Raw genomic sequence first — 17,532 nt, 5'->3', positions numbered from 1 at the left:
AAGTTTGGCCATCTGCTCAGCAGTCAGCCAGAAAAGGTCGCTCATATCACCGCTCCGGTTTTCGAGCCGTGAATCACGCAGCGCTTTGAAAATCAATGCATCCTGACCCTAGCTGGAAACTGTCCGCACAGCCACCCACTCCTTAATTTTTAGCTGACGAGAGATTGCGACGATATTGCCGCGTGATTTCCGCGGCTTAGCATGAGCAAATTCTGATAGAGACACGGGACAGAGAGCAAACAAGCCCGATTTTAGCCTGTAGTCTCTGTTTGCCATTTCGGCGGCTCGAGTTTGGTGGATTGTTGGTTGGCTTTGCTCAGAGCTTTGCGAACTGTTCGCTTTGCTCAGCCCACGAAGCCGGTACACCTGACTTAATGAGATAATCAGACGTCAGGCCATCTGGCTGCTCACCCGATGCGATGGCGCAGCGGATCCGGCGCATCACCGTACCCCGAAGAAGCGCGTGCCTGACCAGTGCGCCCCGGTAATGTGCTTTGCAATCGCTGACAGGAACCGCCAGCTTTTACCATCCATGACGTACCCGCCTTCAAGGACTTCGACCTGATATGTCCGTCCGTTCCACTCCCGGACCAGATGAGACCCAGGCCTCGCGGTCGTGGGCAACACTTTCCCAGCCGCAATCTGCTTCAGGCGTCGGGTGGTTTTCGCTGACACACTGCCCAGCGCTTTGTTTTGCATATCCCAGATCAGCACCCGCTTCATAAACTTTGGTGACAGATACTTTGGTGGCGAGCGTCCGAAGGTCTCGCGCCAGCACTCGAGACAGACGGCGCGATCGAAAGTTTCGATCTCTGATATCAGGATCGACATTTCTTCGTCTTGCTTCGTTTTCATTGGGTGCCCTGCTCATCGACAATCCGGTAAACCGATCCCTTGTCGGTTTCCTGTCTGTCGACCACACATCCCGCTTTGCGTTGCGCGGATATCGCGGCCCGTGCCGTGTGCGCCTGCCAACCGAAGGTCTTTTGAAGCTGCGCGATTGTGACGCCTGATTCCCGTGTCAGCATTCGGTGAAGCTGCTTATGCCGGGTTGGCTGGTCGGCAACCTGTGCAGATATGCCTAAACTTTGGGTTGCCGTATTTGGTTTTGTCATCGTGTTTCTTCACTCTGCGGGCAAAGGTCCATCCCTCGCCCCGTACTGAGTGGAGCCCGGCGATCCCGGGCGAATGCGACACAGTCAGTACCGCTCTGAACCGCCAGGAAGTCCAGTCCAATTGTAAAAAATGTTCTCGCCTAACCCGATCGCAGGGCACAGGCTTCTGTGTCTGCTTTCCGCTCTTAAGCAGTCATCTGAGTAAAATGCTCGGATGTCAGCATCGAGCCCAGAGCAGCCTTTCATACTCCCAAACCGCAAGAGTTGCTCGCGCAAGAAAGTTGCGAACGTTCAAAAAACCTGATGTGTTAATCTCATCTTGGGAGGGTTCAAAAAAATGTTTATCAAAACGCTTGCCACAACAGTTGCAATTATTTCCATTTCAACGACTTTTTCGTCAGCCGATGAGCATGGGGACAATCCTTACGCCACACATAATGAACTCGGTCTTATGAAAGGCTTCCCACCTTCGGCCGACAAGCGTGTCACTCGTAATAACGCGTTGTTTGGCGTGCCATACAATCGCTGGTCCTACCAAAACATGCGCCAATTCTATCCCTCGGCGAACATCCCTCCCTCCACAGCGCCACGCAAGTTGAAAGTCTCCCCAGACGGAGGGATTGAAAGACTGAGTATCGCTCATCCAGATGGCGAGAATGTGGGTCTCGATGGCTTCCTGGAGCAAACTTACACAGATGCATTTTTGGTTCTGAGAGGCGATACTATTGTCTTCGAAAGATATCTAAACGGCATGCACGCCGATCAACCGCACCAAATGATGTCGGTGACCAAATCGTTTGCAGGTCTCTTCGGCCTAATGGCCGTCGACGCGGGGCTTGTTCAAGAAGACGCTCCTTTGAAAGAAATCATTCCGGAACTGGCACCCTCTGGAGCTTTTGGAGAAGCAACCTTTGGCCAAGCTCTGGATATGACTAATTCTATGGCGTTTACGGAAGAATATGCTGACCCCAATTCCGGAATCCAACAGTATGGACGCGTTCTTGGCCTGCTTCCCTCCAACCCTGGAGAGGACTTGCCTGACAGCATTTATGGGTATTTGCCGACCCTGGACATTGATCCAGAACATGCGCATGGAGAAGTGTTTCACTACCAAACCCCCAAAACAGACGTGGTCAACTGGGTCACCAATCGTGTGACAGATCAGTCTTTCTTTGACCAACTCACAGAACTAATGGAAAAGGTCGGCGCTGAAGGTGAGACCTACGTTTTGCTTGATCAAAATGGCACCCTATTTGCTGGCGGTGGACTGAATGCAACACCGCACAACTTGGCACGATTTGCTACCATGATGCTGAATGATGGAATGGTTAACGGTGAAGTCGTCGTACCTGAGGCCGTAATCGAAGCGTTGGAAACAGGGGGTGATAGAGACGCCTGGACGAATGGTCCCAATGTCAACGAAATGCCCGATGGAGAAGGTAGCTATCGTGCACAATGGTGGGTGCGTCACAACGAAGGCCGTGAAGCCTTCACCGCGCTCGGCATTCACGGTCAGTGGATTTACATTGATCGAGCTAACAACACGGCCTTCATCAGGCAAGCCTCACAACCTCAGTCGACAGGCGCGTTCTACGATGATTTCACATACGCGGCGATTGACGCAATCAACGATTACTTGGCGGGAGATTGAAGCTACTGGGGACAGTCCGGTTTGTCCGCAAGTAGGTCATCGAACGCAGAAGGAATAAAGTCTGCTATCCAGAGGAGCGGCCGTTCGCGTCTAGACGTTTGAACACTCGGTTTAAGTTGAGATGACGGACGGCTGATGCCGTCCGCCAAATCCTCAATGATCGATCTTCTCTGCAATGCTCAATGCATCGTCGAATTCGATTTCAAGATACCTAACCGTGCTATCTACTTTTGTATGTCCGAGCAGAAGCTCGACGGCCCGAAGGTCGCCGGTCTTTTGATATATCAGAGCCGCCTTAGTGCGACGCAGGGAATGCGTCCCGTATCCACAAGGCTCTAGTCCGATGATAGACACCCATTTGCGGACGAGACGCGCGTATTGCCGAGTCGACAGGTGAGACGAAGCGTGGAGCCTGCTCGGAAAGAGGAACCTGCGACCTAGCGTGGCGGGCGACGTGACCCACTCAAGAATCGATCGTCGCGTGCTCTCCGACACCTCGAACTTAACTGGCCTGCCTGTCTTGCTCTGGATGACCGACACTCGGTTTTGGACTGCTCCGGCAACGACAAGATCGGCCACTTTCAACCAAACAAGATCGCATCCGCGAAGTTTGCTGTCGAGCGCGAGGTTGAACAGCACGAGGTTGCGCTGGCTCCCAGCGAGTTCGAGACGCGCACGAATTGCCCAGACTAGTCTTGGCTGCAGGGGACGTTTCTGGCCAACAATTCGGCCCTTTTTCCAAAGCGGACGGGTCGGTCTGACTATAGGAAGCTGAATACTATACATAGCGAAGTCTCCATCCAGCCCTCCCACACCAGGCATCGGCACCCTGTCAACCTGCGCAACTTAATGCCTCTGCCTTCGCAAGAACCAATCACTCGCATCTGAAACAGTGGGTCAACACATTAATGACCGCTTTCGATCAGGACGGACATTTGACGAAATGAAGTCGATGACCGCGTTGCGGACAAAACCGGACTTGTGCGATTGCGGCAATTGCTGACGCAGCATTGATTTGCTGTCGCAGCGCATTCATCGCTGCGTTGCAGCTGTTGTCGCCAGACCGGTCATTCAAAGCTATGATGATGCGATACTATCAAACTCTAGTTTTGCGGCACATAGGATCAGCAACTTAGACACCGAACAAAGCCAACGTTTGCGTTGTCGCAGGCAGTGCAGCAGGACAGGCCATGCGGGCCTTCAGCCAGTAAGCAAATTCTCGTTGTGGCTCACGCAGGTGGCGGGGAAGAGGGAGTAAGTCGCGGTCGTGGAATTTTTCATTAAGTCGAGATATTGCAGAGATTGGAACTTTGGTTCCTGCTTCGTGTTTGAATTGATCAGGAACGAGGCACCAATGGTGCTCCTATTTGTTGTTATGCTTTTTTGACGAGCGTAATCTTGTTTTTCTGACAGGAAATTAACGTTACTGCCGAACGCGATAGCCGGAAGCAATGATCTTGTTTATCAGAACAGCGGCGGCCTGGTGCATGTCCTTTTCATCGTTATTGCCGACCGCTGCTTCGTGGGCAGCGGCTGCGTCACGCAAAACTCCCACTATCTCATGTTCGGGCAGGAGCTCACGATCTTTTATTGCAAGCAAAAGCGCTTCGCAGATTGAGAGTGCGGCCATTCCTGAGTGGTCTTGCCGGTCGGCCATGGTAGACGTCCTTTTGTAACAGGCGTCCAAGCAAGGAAGCGCCACGATGAATTGCATCATACTGGCATAGATTGCTGTATACTTAACTGATCGAAAGCAGTCTTGGCGTCGGATAGTTTCGCGGGCTGCTCATCGATGAAGGAAGAACACTTGCGCGCTATCAAAAACAGTCCACTCACCCGAAAGCTCTTAAACTTCGTCGCTCTGACTGAGGTTGAACTTGCGGTATTAGCACGCCTGCACAAACGCCGCAGAACCTTTGAAGCGGGACGTGATCTTGTGCATCAAGGGCAATCAGAGCAGGCTGCCTACATTCTGGCCTCGGGCTGGGTTTGTTCCTACAAAACCCAGACAGACGGGTCGCGTCAGATCGTCGATTTCCAAATACCGGGTGACTTTCTGGGCTTGCGGAGCGTTCTGCTGCACACCTCGGATCACAGCATAGAACCAATTATGGAAATCCAAGCCATTGAGGTAGTAGTGGATGATCTCCTGGAAGCATTTGCGCAAACGCCCCGGCTGGCGACAGCAATTCTTTGGGCGGTCTCCCGAGATGAAGCGATGGTGGTTGAGCACCTGGTCAACATAGGACGGCGAGATGCGGGTGAGCGCATGGCGCATTTTCTATTGGAACTTGGTGTGAGGCTGACTCAGGTCGGGATGGCAAGCAAGACGGGATACGCCTGCCCCCTGACACAATACCACCTTGCCGATGCACTGGGACTGAGTGCTGTACATGTTAATCGTGTCCTACGGCAACTGCGGGAGAAGGGGCTGGTTACTTTTCAATCCGGGCAAGTGGTATTTGATGATTATGAAGGACTGGTGACGTTGGCCGGTTTTGACCCCACTTATCTGGATCAGGCCGGGCCACTGTTGAAGCAATAAGTTCACCCCTACAGCGATGCCGGGATTTTGATGATCGTTGCCTGTTAGAGACGGATTTCGCTTCGGCAGATTTGGGATTTCACTGAAAAAGAAGCGCAAGATAAATACAGTCCGATTGCGGTACTGGATTTCCTGCGCTTCTCAAATACTCGTTAAGAACACGCCAGCAAATATCCCGCCAACACACATCACGTTGCCGGAATCCAAACATCGTTGCACTGACGCAGGTTAGTCAATTTTTGGCAGTACCTGATCCTCGGGCACCAAATGCATTTGAGATTCCAATAAAATCTCAGGTCATTGGCCGCAGACTAACATCGATCAGCGCGCGTCTGCCATTTGCACATTATTCTAAATTACAACGCCAGTACTACCGCGGCGCTTACGAGCGTGTACCGCGGCAGACTGCGCGGGGAAGATCCAACAAACTAAATGGAGGACAAAGGTGAGCACAAGATCGTCCAGTTCTTTGGTGACGTTTTCAAATCCGTTCTCTTTGTCCGGCTACCCGGATGTACTTCCTGCAGGCGAGTATGAAGTAGTTGTCGAAGAAGAGCTACTGCAGGGCCTGAGTTTCGAAGCATATCGCAGAACCGGAACCTACCTGACAGTTCGGGGCAAAGGCAGCAAGCCAGGCCGCACGGAAGTGCGCCCAATTGACCCAGAAGATTTTGAACTGGCGCTCAAGCACGACCAGACCTTGGCCACATCTAACAATGACAGCGATGCGGCGCTTTCCCCGCAGGAGGAATAGATTATGAACACGCCCGAATGGCTTAAACCCGGAATCTACGGTGCTCTGATCGGCGGGGTTTTCGTAGGCGTCGTTGGATTTTCATGGGGTGGATGGATGACCGGCGGTAGCGCGGACAAGATGGCCAACGCCATGTCCCGCGATAATGTAATCGCTGCGTTGGTTCCGGTCTGCGTCGACATGGCGAGAACTGACGCCCAACGCGCCGAAAAAATAACGACGATCAAAGAGGCTTCTTCTTTCAAGCAGAAGGATGCCGTCATGGCGGCTGGCTGGGCAACGGTGCCGGGATCCCAAACTCCTAACAAAGACCTGGCGCAGGCCTGTATCGAGGGGCTGAACCTGGATGGATCGTAACTCAATCACTCAACATTCGGACAACGCCGTTTGCACCAGGACAAATCGAAAAAATCAGCACTGGTTTTACTCTCACTTTATGACGGCGCTGTTTGTCGGCGTTTTCAGCTGCTTGGCGGGCTCCCTTATCTCATCAAGTCCCGCATCGGCAGAAACAAATTCGATCCCGGATAACGCGCATCCCAATAAGTATGGCGACGGTTGGGAATGCGATTTGTCCTATCGGTTGGAAGGCGAAGAATGCGTGGCCATTGTCGTGCCGGGAAATGCCTACCCCACAAACAGAACATACGGCTCAGGGTGGGCATGTATGCACGGCTTTGTTGAAGTTGGCGGCACCTCATGCACTGAAGTGATTGTGCCTGAAGGTGGATATCTCGATCCATCAGGTGAGAGGTGGCGGTGCCTGCGTGGATACACAAGAGTAGACGATAGCTGCCAGAAAATCGTGGTGCCGGATAATGCTTACCTGACGAATAGCACTTATGGATCTGCATGGCATTGCAACCGTGGCTACGAAAAAGACGGAGAAGCATGCGTGGCAGTAGCGGTACCGGAAAACGCTTTTCTGAACGCATCAAACAGCGGGCGTCCCTGGACGTGCGAGCGTGGGTTTTTTGAGCGCGACGGACGGTGCGATGCCGTGTTTGTGCCTGAAAATGCTTTCTACGATGACGCGGCCCATGGAGTTAGATGGAAATGCGAACGTGGCTACGAAGCGTCCGGTGATCGCTGCAATGCAATCGAGCTACCGGCAAATGCCCATATCGACCGATCCGGCAATGGGTGGCAATGCCACAAAAACTATCATCGATCAGAAGGGCTGTGTGTTCTGAACCAGTGAGAATTCAGACAGAAAGCCCACTTTCCCAAACTTCACAATTTTTGCCCGTCCTTACCAAGGACGCGCGTTTCACAATCTAAAAAGGAACAAATATGAAACCCGTACCCATTGCGTCGGATGCCAAGCAGTTCATTGCCAGCGATGCGCAAAAGCTGGCGCCGGAACAAGCAGTTTTTCCAGAGCTTCACCGCAAGACACTCGTGACAGATACACCGACTGCAATTGTGTATTGCGAAGGAAACTTCGCAAAGATCGATGGCAAGACGGCTAATGGTCTCGTTCGACATTCACAGGCCTATCGCGTTCTTTCGGTGATCGACAGCACGTATGGCGGTTGTGACAGTGGCAAAGTGCTTGATAATATCGCAAATCAGGTTCCCATCTTCGATGATCTTGATGCCGCCGTCGCTAATGAAGCTACGATCCCCGACACTTTTATTTACGGAATGGCGCCGGCCAGCGGCAGAATATCCCTTGAGGATCGCGAAGTTGTTGTGGATGCGATAACGCTCGGAATGAACATCGTCAGTGGGCTGCATGAATTTCTTAGCGATGACAAGGAGCTCGCCGGATTTGCCAAAATTCACGATGTCACGATACGCGACATTCGCAAGCCGCGGCCAAATCCCGACCTGCGCCTGTTAGATGGCAGTATTGGAGACGTCCAGGCGATCCGCATCGCGGTGTTCGGCACCGATTGTGCAATTGGAAAGCGTACAACCGCGACAATCCTGACAAGCGCACTTAACGCGCATGGGATCAAAACAGTTTTGGTCGGTACCGGCCAGACAGGATTGATGCAGGGCGCCAAGTATGGCGTCGCGATGGATTCGGTGCCGCCGCAGTTTTGTTGTGGCGAGCTTGAGCGCGCTGTTGTTGCAGCATCTGAAGATGAGCACCCGGATGTCATAGTGATCGAGGGCCAGGGCGCGCTAAGCCATCCGGCCTTTTGCACATCAGCCTTCATTCTGCGAGGCAGTCAACCACATGCGGTTATTCTTCAACACGCACCTAAACGAAAACGTCGATGCGACTTCCCCAACATGGCCATGCCCGACCCTTGCGATGAAATCACCCTGATCGAGGCTTTTGCGAACACAGAGGTAATTGGCATGACGATCAACCATGAAGGAATGAATGATGTTGAGATTTCAAAGGCCATCACAGACTACAACGGCAAATTGTATCTCCCGGTCACTGACGCATTGAACCGTCCTCCAAAAAACTTGGTGAATATGGTTCTATCTGCCTTTCCGCGCTTGCAACCCGTACGTGCCACGACGATTAAATGAGCAAGTTGCGTATCGACGTTGATCTGGACAAAATTCGGTACAACACACGGTTCCTAGTCGACCACCTTAGACCCCGCGAAATCACGGTGACAGGTGTGACAAAAGCCGTTTGCGGTCATCCTGAAATTGCGAATGCTATGCTTGAAGGTGGCGCGACAGGGCTGGCGGACGCGCGGGTCAGCAATATCAGGCGTATGCGCGATGCTGGAATCTCGTGCTCCATATCCTTGATCCGAACGCCCATGCTGAGCCAGGTCGCGCAAGTCGTTGATAACTGCGATGTCAGCTACAACACAGAGATGGACATTATCGCCTGCCTGGCCATCAATGCGCTGGGAAAGAACATTACTCACAACATTATCCTGATGGTGGAAATGGGGGATATGCGGGAAGGCATCTTGCCTGAACACCTTGAAAGCACTGTGTCTCAAATTCTAAGAATGGAAGGGACTTCTCTGAAGGGGATTGGCGCAAATTTTGCCTGTCTTGGTCATGTGGCACCCTCTGCAGAAGCAATGGCATTGCTTTCATCGCTTGCCATCGACACCGAGCGCGCGTTTGGACCCGCTCTTGAAACAGTGTCAGGCGGCGGCTCTGCCAGTTTGCCATGGGCGCTTGGCAAGGGTGCGACCGGAAAGATCAACAACCTGCGTCTGGGTGAGGCTATCCTGTTGGGTACCGATCCTGTATCCGGGCACGCGATCGGCGGGCTTTATACAGATGCTTTCACTCTTTGGGCGGAAGTGATCGAAACGAAAGCCAAATCAAACCCAAATCCCGTGCGAATGAACTACCCTATACCTTCAATGCAGTGTGTGACTTTAGACGGTCCTTCGAATACTCGGTCGATCCTTGCGATCGGACTCCAGGACACCGATGCGGCGGGTCTTGTATTCCCTGCGGGCGTCACGTTCGTCGGAGCCACCAGCGATCATATCATTGTTGAAACCACTGATTGTCCGGCTCGCGCTGGTGGCGAGATGAAGCTAAGAATGAAGTATAGCGCGCTTTCGCGAAGCATGGCAGCACCTGATGTTGCAAAGGTCTTCAGTGGTGCTAGCGCATTGGCAGAAATCATCGCTGCAAACAATGATCGTCCATATTCGAAGTGAAGGTTGCGCACAAAGATCGTCTCCGATCATTCTCAGACCTCAGTTTACCATCTTATTCTACAGCTTTACGTAGTAAATTGGGCCACCAATCCCTATATTGGATGTAGCCGCATTCACTTTTCACACCTCATCTGGGCTCGTGGGTGGTGCGGACAATCAAAGGATCAAAATGATGTCTTTCAAAGACCTGACGACCAGAGCGGCTGCCGCACTGAAGGAAAAAGATGCGGACGCACCGAAAAAAGAAACGACGTCGGAAGGGCCTGACACCGTCCCCGAAAAACCAAAGCCTAAACCCCAAAACTGATAATTCCCTGCCGGGAGTGGGTGGCTTGTTCTTGTCTGCATCTCCGAGCGAGCGGTATCAGCAAAGGAGAACTAACTAAATGAACCAACTAATCAGCAAGACAATCGCAGTCTTTTCCAAGCCGTTTACTTTCCCTGGCTTCGACGAATTACTCCCGGCAGGCGAATACGAATTAGAAACTGAGCTTTCCGCACCACCAGATTATTCGGACCCAGAAGCCTGGAAGGCCTCGGTGTTAATCTGTCTGCATCCACGGAAATCTCACCCCGGTCTGGCGCGTACCTTGACCGTTTCTCTTACTGATTTGGAGAGAGCCCGCGCAAAGGATAAATTGTCTTCAAAACAGTTGTCGCAGTTCTTGCTCGACCAACTTTTGGCCGATCCCATGGTGCAATTGATTATGGAAGCGGATGGCGTTTCAGAGGCTCAACTTCGGCACCTCTACTCGGAGTCGCTCATCTCTGAGGCAGACGACAGATTATCAGATCAACGAGCCCTACGGCGAGGATGCGGAAGCGGCTCTCGGTATGCCTTCGCAGTCCAAGCTGCTGAGAACGAAGGAATGCCAGTTCGTCCTAATAAAAGCCCTCGGATTACAGGCCGTCCCATCGGACAGTCTGAACCAGGCAGCTCCTTCAATCTCAAGGCTTAGGGCTCGGAACTTTCTTTTTCAGTCGCTGTATGAACCAAAACAGAAATCGAGGCTAAGAACTGATGGAAGACTCCGACAACGAAGCAGATACGATCATGGCTCGCGCCCACAATGACGTGCCGCAAGAACGCCCGTGTCTTCGTTGCAGAACGCCATTCTGGAGCGAAGGGTTCGGAGAGCGGATTTGTCGACGCTGCAAGGGGTTGAGCGCGTGGCGAAATGGCGTATCAGTAAGCCCCGGGTTAGCTCGGCGTCGCTGATAACCTGACGCCGGTCTTACCAGCTTTTCTGATCATATCTCATTTTATCTTATTGGTGCTGACCCGGGCCTTTTAACGTGGAACCCGATCGGTAATCGGTGCTGAAGACGAAGCGTACGCGCGGTTTGGACTCGAATCGTTCTTATGCGTAGTGATATGGGTTCAAGCCACCGAATGCACACACTTAAACCATGCCAGTATTCATAATCGGACGGCAGGCATTCACGCCGCTTGTACTATTCGGTGGTCAGCGCGGTGCTGTTGCTTGGGTGCGGAGGGTGGATCGGAGTGCAAAATATGCCAAGAGTCCAACTACCTGCAGTCACCCCAAAACCCAGAGCTTGGAACAAGGGGCGGATCATCGGTCAGAAACGACCGCTACTCCCAAAACAGGTCTGGGCGATCCGTGCACGGCTCGAATTTTCTGGAAATCTGCGTGATCTCACAATGTTCAACGTCGCGATTGATAGCAAGCTACGCGGCTGCGATCTGGTCAAACTCGCTGTGACCGATCTTGTCAAAGACGATCGCGTCCGTGAGCGTGTTTCGGTGATCCAGAGCAAAACCAAGCGATCTGTTCAATTCGAATTGACGGAAAACACGCGAGAAACTGTATTGGTATGGGTAAAATCACCGGAAATGTTTGCTAGCCGGTTCATGTTTCCAAGCCGATTCCATGATCGACCACACATCTCGACGCGCCAGTATGGCAGGCTGGTTCGAGACTGGGTGACCGCAATCGGATTGGAACCGAGCGGATATGGCACGCATTCGCTTCGCCGAACCAAAGTAGCTGAGATCTACCGTAAGACAGGAAATCTCCGCGCGGTCCAACTTCTGCTTGGGCACACAAAGGTCGATAGCACCGTGCGATACCTGGGCGTTGAATTGGAAGACGCGCTAAGCATTGCAGAGCGCATAGACATCTGAGACAGTTTGGCGAGCGGCGCTGTCGGTCGCCAATCCATAGTGGTTCTAGTTCTCTTACGCAGGGGGGGGACGTAGCGTGCCCTGAGCGGAAGTGTCAAAATCTTGTTGCGTACGCTCGCAGCACAGTTTTCTCGGCTCAGGCGCAATTTACAGGGTACGGGACGGAGCGGCCATTTGATCGCACCGCGGGTACTTGTGCAGAAGCGGCGCGAAAATCGCTGCGTTGCAGCCAATGTCATCAGGCCAGTCATTCATAGTCACGGGGAAGCCTTGATCACATACTCCTCTTTCGCCGCACTCAGGCCAGACAATTTCTTTCGGTAGTTCACTAAGGATCTTGGTCACCGGCAGTTTCAAAAACTACCTGCCCTGGCGGTACTTGCATTGCGACAAGGGAAACTTCCTTGACTCTATTCTGGCTAAGGACCACAAAAGTGCATTGGTGAAAATTACTCGTCGCCGCGATGCTGCCGGCTTCGATGATCCAATGGCCTTCAGAATAACTGTAGCATGTGCCCCAGCATAGGAACGGGTTTCGCTGGGGTCTTCGCTATGAGCTCGTTCCTCGCAAGCATTCGCAACTGTCACCCGCCATACACCAGTTATCGCGTGACCCAGGAAAGAAGGCGCCGTATGAACAGCACATGGCTCATAAATTGCGTGCTTGATGCCCGATAGATCAGGTCTCAGGCTCCGTTTCAATCAGTCATTAATCGTGTTTACGCGCTGCATTCTTTGTTTGATCCCGGCACTCTTGGTGTTGCTCTCAGGAACGCAGCTTCCTGCCCAAGTCGCAGGCAATGCTGATGGATCGGTCTGTGACGAAGGCTTCGAAAACAAGAACGGATCGTGTCAAAGAACAGACGTACCAAAAAACGCATATTTGACGGGTAGCTCCTATGGCAGCGGCTGGGAATGCAATCATGGTTTTCAAAACGTTGGAGAACTCTGTGAGGAAATAAGAGTTCCGGAAAATGCCTATCTTGCCTCAACCGGAGATCGGTGGGAATGTAACCGGTTGTTCCAGCGTATCGGGGACGAGTGTGAAGAGGTGATTTCACCTCAAAATGGGTACGTCGAAACTAGGTTTGGCGCACAAGAAATACACTGCAACTGGGGATTTCGTAAGGAGGACCAAGATTGTGTTGCGATTAATGTCCCGAGCAACGGCCGCCTGACTGACAAAAACAGCGCGGATGGTTGGGTGTGCCTCAGAGGTTACAGGGCAGCGGAGAGTAGCTGTGAACCTGTGGCAATTCCACAGCATGCATATCTTGCGCCTGAAACCTTTTCTGGATGGAAATGCAAACGAGGTTTTCGCGCAAACCGGGACAGATGCATTGCGATCCGTGTCCCTTCAAATGCTCACTTGAATCGGAGAGGTGACGGTTGGGAATGCAATCGGCCGTTTACACGACAGAACGATAAGTGCACCGAAAATGTGCCGCGACAATAGGTTGGTGGGAACCAATACCTCCTGACAAATCCGGAAGGACGAATCCGTGAACCATAACTCGATTGACGAAAACCTGGGCAAAATACTCAAGGCCGAAAAGGCGCAACGCTGGTCCTACAGCATAAAGATGTTTGTCGCGTTGGCGGTGTTTGTTGCGGCCATAATTGTGGTGGTGTTTCTCTGATGCGTAAAAGCACCCCTCAGGTTAGCCTCCGGCACCCAAAATCGGCAATTCGCGACCTAGATCAAAGAGAATTTCAGGAACGCAGTGTTCGTAAGTCGCGGAACGCTGACGTAGCCGGTGTGATTGAGGAAGAGTTTGGCAAGTACTTGATTAAGGCTGGCATTCTGAGCGGTAACAGCGTTGCGCGCGCATTCCCCAAGCCACCAGCCAAAACGCAGGCAATGATTGCTGATGCAGTCGGCGAAACACCAGCATTGGCCATTGAAGCATTGAAAGAAATTCTCGAAGAACGAGACAGGAAACGTAGCGGTCAACGCCGTTTGGAGGGAAACTCCGGCACCTTCGTTCCCAGTGAAAGAGAATATGCAGAGGCATTGCGCCAGATCAGGCTCACCCCTGCGCAGGTCACAATGCTCAAAGCACTTACTATCGCAGGTAGGGAAGGTCTGACCATTGGTCACTTGTCTCAGGCAGCCGGTTACAAATCACGCGAGGCCTCCATCAAGGTTTTCAAGAAAATCGGACTATTGATCGCAGAATATCTGGAACTGGACCTACCCGAAGCCGGATCGGTACAGAATGATGGCGCCGCTCAGGTCCTGGCATTTTCTCACATCGAAAGTGACGATGAGCCAGCAACTTGGATTATGCATCAGGAACTGCGCGTCGCCGTCCGTTCCGTTCTATGACGCAAAATCAAGCACCTGATTCCGAAGAGAGTTCCTGACCGTTCCAAATGCACGAAAGGTTGCACACGTAGCTTATGCTGGAGAAGAAACCATACCCGCTCGACCTGATCTATGTACCTGTGAAGCGTGCAAAAACACTTGATCAGCAAAAAGTCCTGACGCTGGCCGAAGATATCCTGAAGAACGGCCAGAAGACCCCGATCCAGATACGCGCGGACAACAAGAGGTTCGTGCTGATTGAAGGCCTTCACCGACTGGAGGCCATTCGCGCCCTGGGCGGTGATACTGTCGAAGCCTTTTTGGTGCGCGCCAGATTACACTAAACTCTTGTTGGGATTGGCGTTCGACAAAGCCTGAGAAAACGTCAGCAGGCGCTGACTTTCTTCATCCCAAAGATGCAATCGTGCGCAATGAAGGCTCTCATATAGAGTAATACGCTGGCAATTTTCCAACTCGGAATGGTCACGCAAAACCTCGTTTAGCCTATAAAACGGTATGCGGCTGGCAAGGTGGTGAACATGGTGCACACCGATATTGGCAGAGAACCACCGCAGGATGCCTGGCAGGGCATAGTGAGAACTTCCATAGAATGCGGCGTTCTGAAGATTCCACACTTCTTCCCGCTCCCAAGTCGTGTGTTCAAACTGGTGTTGAATATAGAATAGCCAAATACCAATCGACGCGGCGACGATCATGGTTGGAAGGAATACAAAAACCAGTACATCCAGGCCTCCGGTCCAAAAAATCAGAGCCAGGATCACCGCAATCGCGGCGTTTGTTCCCATAGCACTTGCCCAATACAGCCAGCCTGACCGCATGAAACCAAAAGGCAAACGATTTTGAAGAAAGAACGTGTAGACCGGTACGATACAGAACAGGAAGAAGGGGTTCCGGATTAACCTGTAAGCGGCACGACCGGACCACTTGCGCTTCAGGTATTCCTCTACAGTCAACGTAGGGATATCGCCCATCCCGCGCCGATCAAGGTTGCCGGTTGAGGCGTGGTGAATCGCATGGCTTTGCCGCCAGACGTCATAAGGTGTGAGGGCGAGAACACCCAGGACCCGGCCTGTCCAATTGCAAACGGTACGGTTTCTAAAGAATGATCCGTGACCACAATCATGCATGATGATGAAGATACGCACCAGAAATGCGGCGTTCAGGATGGCCAGTAGAGCAGCGACCCAGATACTAAGGGATAGCGCAAACCACGCTGCGCCCCATAGCGCGAAAAAGGGGATGACAGTGATTGTCAGTTCAAAAACGCTACGCTTCGTATCGGGCACACGGTATTGCGCGAGCGCCCGGGTCAATTCCTGCTGTTGCAACTGACTTGTTCTCCAAGGGCTTTTAGCAGCCCATTGTGCAAACGGGCACCCCATAAGGGTGCCCGTAAAAGGTCAGGCCAGTGCCAGATTGGCGGCGCTGTCGCGCCCGTCACGGCCAGCTTCGACGTCGAAGGTAACCTTCTGGCCGTCCTTCAATTCGCTGATGCCGGAACGCTCAAGTGCTGAGATATGCACGAACACATCGCGCTTGCCATCTTCAGGTTCGATAAAGCCAAACCCTTTGGTCGAGTTGAACCATTTTACTGTGCCATTTGCCATGGTGGAAGTCTCCTAATACTTGCCGCCCGCATCATTGCGGCGACTCGGCGTGGTCGGTCTGAATCGAAAGACTGAACGCCGAATTTGGGAGACAGCAGGTCGAAAAAGAAAAACGTTAGCCTTGTGTATATGGACTTCGAGTACGCACGATACAAGCCTTGATACAATAGAAAGCAACAGAAGATCTGAGTCCGCCTAGCCCAAGTTAGGACAAGGATAAGCAGAACCATTGCTCTGTGGTTCGGAATTCAGAGGTCGGCTTCTGATAAAGCCGGCCGAGTGCGTATGCAGCAAATTGATTGCTCAGGAACGGCAGGTAGGGCTGTCTGTCCGAATTCACCGCGCGCTACAAGAACACCGTGGCGATGCACAAATGTTCATTGATTGATGGAAACATTGCTAAATCAACGAGTTGACCTCTCTAACGAACGGTAGATTCTGCGCGGCCCGAATCTTGGGTCATGCTGCGTTGGCATAGGGCGACTGCGAGCCTCAAAGTGCCATTAGTAGGTCCGTATCTGCGTAAGCATCGGGCAAGAAACGTTCCCGATGTTACAGTTGGCCGTAAGTTCATTCAGGGCGGCCTCCAATCGCTTAAGTTCGATTATCTTCATACGCACATTGGAGATATGAAGCTCGGCCAGTTCCTTAACGGATTGGCAATCCTCGCTATCACCTTCGGACAGGTTGAGAAGCACCTTTGCATCGGCAAGCGAAAAACCCAAGTCTCGGCACTTCCTTAGAAAACAAAGCCGTCCCACATCGTGCGCAGAGTACATGCGTCGATTATTCGATGCCCTTTCTGGTTTCGGCACGATCCCTTCGCGTTCGTAGTAGCGGATAGTTTCAATTCCGACACCGCTTTGCCGGGATGCCTCCCCAATCGCAAACATGTGAGATTTCCTGTCTTGATCCTGTAGTGGCTACAGAAGTTATACGAGAGGTTGTTGTCTCTACAACTCCGCGCGACGTAGTCCATCAGGGAAACAGAATGCAGAAGTACCTTAGCCTCAGCTATTTGGGATCGCTATCAGCGCTTGGCGTCGCGACTTGCTGCGTTTTGCCCGTGATGATGATGTTACTGGGGCTGGGCGGCAGTTGGTTGGCAATCTTTGGGAAGGTTGCGGCAGCGAGTTACTATGTGCTGACGATTTCAACGGCGCTCGTCGCGATATCGTGGCTGGTATCTTATCGGCGCGGTTCCTTACCGACGTTAAAATGGCGGCTTGCAGGAACAACTCTAATCACCGGCGTGGCTTGGGTCGTTGTGTTTAACGAGGCACGGATTAACGATTACCTGATCATGCAGATGTGAGACTATGACAAAACAAACTGTAGTCCTAGAAAGCACCCTGATTTGCCCGAAGTGCGGCCACAGCGAAACCGAGCAAATGCCAACGGATGCTTGCCAGTGGTTCTATGAATGCAAGTCGTGCAAAACAGTTTTGAAGCCGTTGGAAGGCGACTGTTGTGTTTACTGTTCATATGCCACGGTCCCGTGTCCACCAATTCAGCTAGGCGATAGCTGTTGCGGATGAAGTGAAGGACGGCTTTGTTGAGCAAACTGTGAGCTGCCGCCGCGAGCATCGCTGCTATTTGCATGAATGACAGTTCTTTCCGCTGCTTGGCCGCACAAGATATTCGGCAGTTGCAGTGTTGTTACTGCTGCAAACGCATGCAGCAATAAAATCCAGGGTACAGGTTGGGCTCAATCCGGTCGTTCGCTGCACTCGGCGTGAACGACCGCTACGCGGACGAAGCAGACAATCGGGTGTGG

General features: G+C 52.3%; 22 protein-coding genes. 15 read left to right on the top strand and 7 right to left on the bottom strand.

Annotation, left to right across the window (positions count from 1 at the left end; translation table 11 throughout):
• Positions 1–441: 441 nt before the first annotated feature.
• Both ACR0AA_RS19525 and ACR0AA_RS19520 read right to left on the bottom strand, forming a co-directional pair.
• Positions 442–855: a DUF2924 domain-containing protein gene (locus ACR0AA_RS19525; protein WP_480665644.1), complete on the bottom strand. Its 414-nt coding sequence runs from the start codon at positions 853–855 to the stop codon at positions 442–444.
• Entirely contained in the window at positions 852–1,115 is a 264-nt protein-coding gene (locus tag ACR0AA_RS19520; protein WP_480665643.1) for a DUF3489 domain-containing protein, read from the bottom strand. Before ACR0AA_RS19520 ends, ACR0AA_RS19525 begins: the two co-directional genes overlap by 4 nt.
• A 337-nt stretch (positions 1,116–1,452) precedes the next feature.
• On the opposite strand from ACR0AA_RS19520, the gene ACR0AA_RS19515 reads away from it, so the two are divergent.
• Positions 1,453–2,766 (top strand): serine hydrolase domain-containing protein, encoded by a 1,314-nt coding sequence (locus ACR0AA_RS19515; RefSeq protein ID WP_480666286.1) that lies wholly within the window; start codon positions 1,453–1,455, stop codon positions 2,764–2,766.
• 153 nt (positions 2,767–2,919) lie between these two features.
• Here the strand turns inward: ACR0AA_RS19515 and ACR0AA_RS19510 are convergent, their stop codons facing one another.
• Both ACR0AA_RS19510 and ACR0AA_RS19505 read right to left on the bottom strand, forming a co-directional pair.
• Positions 2,920–3,552 carry a tyrosine-type recombinase/integrase gene (locus ACR0AA_RS19510; protein WP_480665641.1) on the bottom strand — a complete coding sequence of 211 codons (633 nt, stop codon included), beginning with the start codon at positions 3,550–3,552 and terminating at the stop codon, positions 2,920–2,922.
• 637 nt (positions 3,553–4,189) lie between these two features.
• On the bottom strand, positions 4,190–4,423 hold the full coding sequence (locus tag ACR0AA_RS19505; RefSeq protein ID WP_480649454.1) for a hypothetical protein: 234 nt from the start codon (positions 4,421–4,423) through the stop codon (positions 4,190–4,192).
• Positions 4,424–4,558: 135 nt separating this feature from the next.
• Between ACR0AA_RS19505 and ACR0AA_RS19500 the strand changes: the two genes are divergently transcribed.
• From ACR0AA_RS19500 to ACR0AA_RS19445, 12 genes are all read left to right on the top strand, one after another.
• Entirely contained in the window at positions 4,559–5,311 is a 753-nt protein-coding gene (locus ACR0AA_RS19500; protein ID WP_480665633.1) for a Crp/Fnr family transcriptional regulator, read from the top strand.
• 445 nt (positions 5,312–5,756) lie between these two features.
• Positions 5,757–6,065 (top strand): hypothetical protein, encoded by a 309-nt coding sequence (locus ACR0AA_RS19495; RefSeq protein WP_480756885.1) that lies wholly within the window; start codon positions 5,757–5,759, stop codon positions 6,063–6,065.
• Positions 6,066–6,068: 3 nt separating this feature from the next.
• On the top strand, positions 6,069–6,422 hold the full coding sequence (locus ACR0AA_RS19490) for a hypothetical protein (protein ID WP_170329075.1): 354 nt from the start codon (positions 6,069–6,071) through the stop codon (positions 6,420–6,422).
• A complete protein-coding gene (locus ACR0AA_RS19485; RefSeq protein ID WP_480756883.1) occupies positions 6,412–7,266 on the top strand; it encodes a hypothetical protein in 855 nt (284 codons plus the stop codon). The genes ACR0AA_RS19490 and ACR0AA_RS19485 overlap by 11 nt, the downstream gene beginning before the upstream one ends.
• A gap of 92 nt (positions 7,267–7,358) precedes the next feature.
• Positions 7,359–8,558 carry an N-acetyltransferase DgcN family protein gene (locus ACR0AA_RS19480; RefSeq protein WP_480756880.1) on the top strand — a complete coding sequence of 400 codons (1,200 nt, stop codon included), beginning with the start codon at positions 7,359–7,361 and terminating at the stop codon, positions 8,556–8,558.
• Complete coding sequence (locus tag ACR0AA_RS19475; RefSeq protein WP_480756878.1) at positions 8,555–9,670, top strand: alanine/ornithine racemase family PLP-dependent enzyme; 1,116 nt, start codon at positions 8,555–8,557, stop codon at positions 9,668–9,670. Before ACR0AA_RS19480 ends, ACR0AA_RS19475 begins: the two co-directional genes overlap by 4 nt.
• 172 nt (positions 9,671–9,842) lie before the next feature.
• Complete coding sequence (locus ACR0AA_RS19470; protein ID WP_480756876.1) at positions 9,843–9,977, top strand: hypothetical protein; 135 nt, start codon at positions 9,843–9,845, stop codon at positions 9,975–9,977.
• A 79-nt stretch (positions 9,978–10,056) separates the two neighbouring features.
• Positions 10,057–10,629, top strand: coding sequence for a hypothetical protein (locus ACR0AA_RS19465; protein WP_480756874.1), 573 nt, complete (start codon positions 10,057–10,059; stop codon positions 10,627–10,629).
• A 557-nt stretch (positions 10,630–11,186) separates the two neighbouring features.
• Entirely contained in the window at positions 11,187–11,819 is a 633-nt protein-coding gene (locus ACR0AA_RS19460; RefSeq protein ID WP_480756871.1) for a tyrosine-type recombinase/integrase, read from the top strand.
• Positions 11,820–13,321: 1,502 nt separating this feature from the next.
• Positions 13,322–13,459, top strand: coding sequence for a hypothetical protein (locus ACR0AA_RS19455; protein ID WP_480659044.1), 138 nt, complete (start codon positions 13,322–13,324; stop codon positions 13,457–13,459).
• A 119-nt stretch (positions 13,460–13,578) separates the two neighbouring features.
• Positions 13,579–14,148, top strand: a complete 570-nt coding sequence (locus ACR0AA_RS19450) for a hypothetical protein (protein WP_480665628.1) — start codon at positions 13,579–13,581, stop codon at positions 14,146–14,148.
• A 74-nt stretch (positions 14,149–14,222) separates the two neighbouring features.
• Positions 14,223–14,471: a ParB N-terminal domain-containing protein gene (locus ACR0AA_RS19445; protein WP_170452343.1), complete on the top strand. Its 249-nt coding sequence runs from the start codon at positions 14,223–14,225 to the stop codon at positions 14,469–14,471.
• On the opposite strand, the gene ACR0AA_RS19440 is transcribed toward ACR0AA_RS19445, so the two are convergent.
• The 3 genes from ACR0AA_RS19440 to ACR0AA_RS19430 form a co-directional block, all read right to left on the bottom strand.
• Positions 14,463–15,476: a fatty acid desaturase gene (locus ACR0AA_RS19440; RefSeq protein ID WP_480665627.1), complete on the bottom strand. Its 1,014-nt coding sequence runs from the start codon at positions 15,474–15,476 to the stop codon at positions 14,463–14,465. The genes ACR0AA_RS19445 and ACR0AA_RS19440 overlap by 9 nt on opposite strands.
• 72 nt (positions 15,477–15,548) lie before the next feature.
• On the bottom strand, positions 15,549–15,755 hold the full coding sequence (locus tag ACR0AA_RS19435) for a cold-shock protein (protein WP_170430361.1): 207 nt from the start codon (positions 15,753–15,755) through the stop codon (positions 15,549–15,551).
• Positions 15,756–16,258: 503 nt separating this feature from the next.
• The gene (locus ACR0AA_RS19430; protein ID WP_480665626.1) at positions 16,259–16,648 is read right to left on the bottom strand and encodes a MerR family transcriptional regulator; all 390 of its coding nucleotides are present in this window, start codon (positions 16,646–16,648) and stop codon (positions 16,259–16,261) included.
• Between the two features lie 98 nt (positions 16,649–16,746).
• Here ACR0AA_RS19430 and ACR0AA_RS19425 point away from each other — a divergent pair, with 98 nt between their 5' ends.
• Positions 16,747–17,070, top strand: a complete 324-nt coding sequence (locus ACR0AA_RS19425) for a hypothetical protein (RefSeq protein ID WP_480665625.1) — start codon at positions 16,747–16,749, stop codon at positions 17,068–17,070.
• A 4-nt stretch (positions 17,071–17,074) separates the two neighbouring features.
• Positions 17,075–17,293 carry a GDCCVxC domain-containing (seleno)protein gene (locus tag ACR0AA_RS19420; protein ID WP_237217120.1) on the top strand — a complete coding sequence of 73 codons (219 nt, stop codon included), beginning with the start codon at positions 17,075–17,077 and terminating at the stop codon, positions 17,291–17,293.
• Positions 17,294–17,532: the final 239 nt, after the last annotated feature.

The sequence above is a fragment of the Ruegeria sp. CE8 genome (genome assembly GCF_056537465.1).
This window is presented reverse-complemented; position numbering and strand designations above follow the sequence as displayed.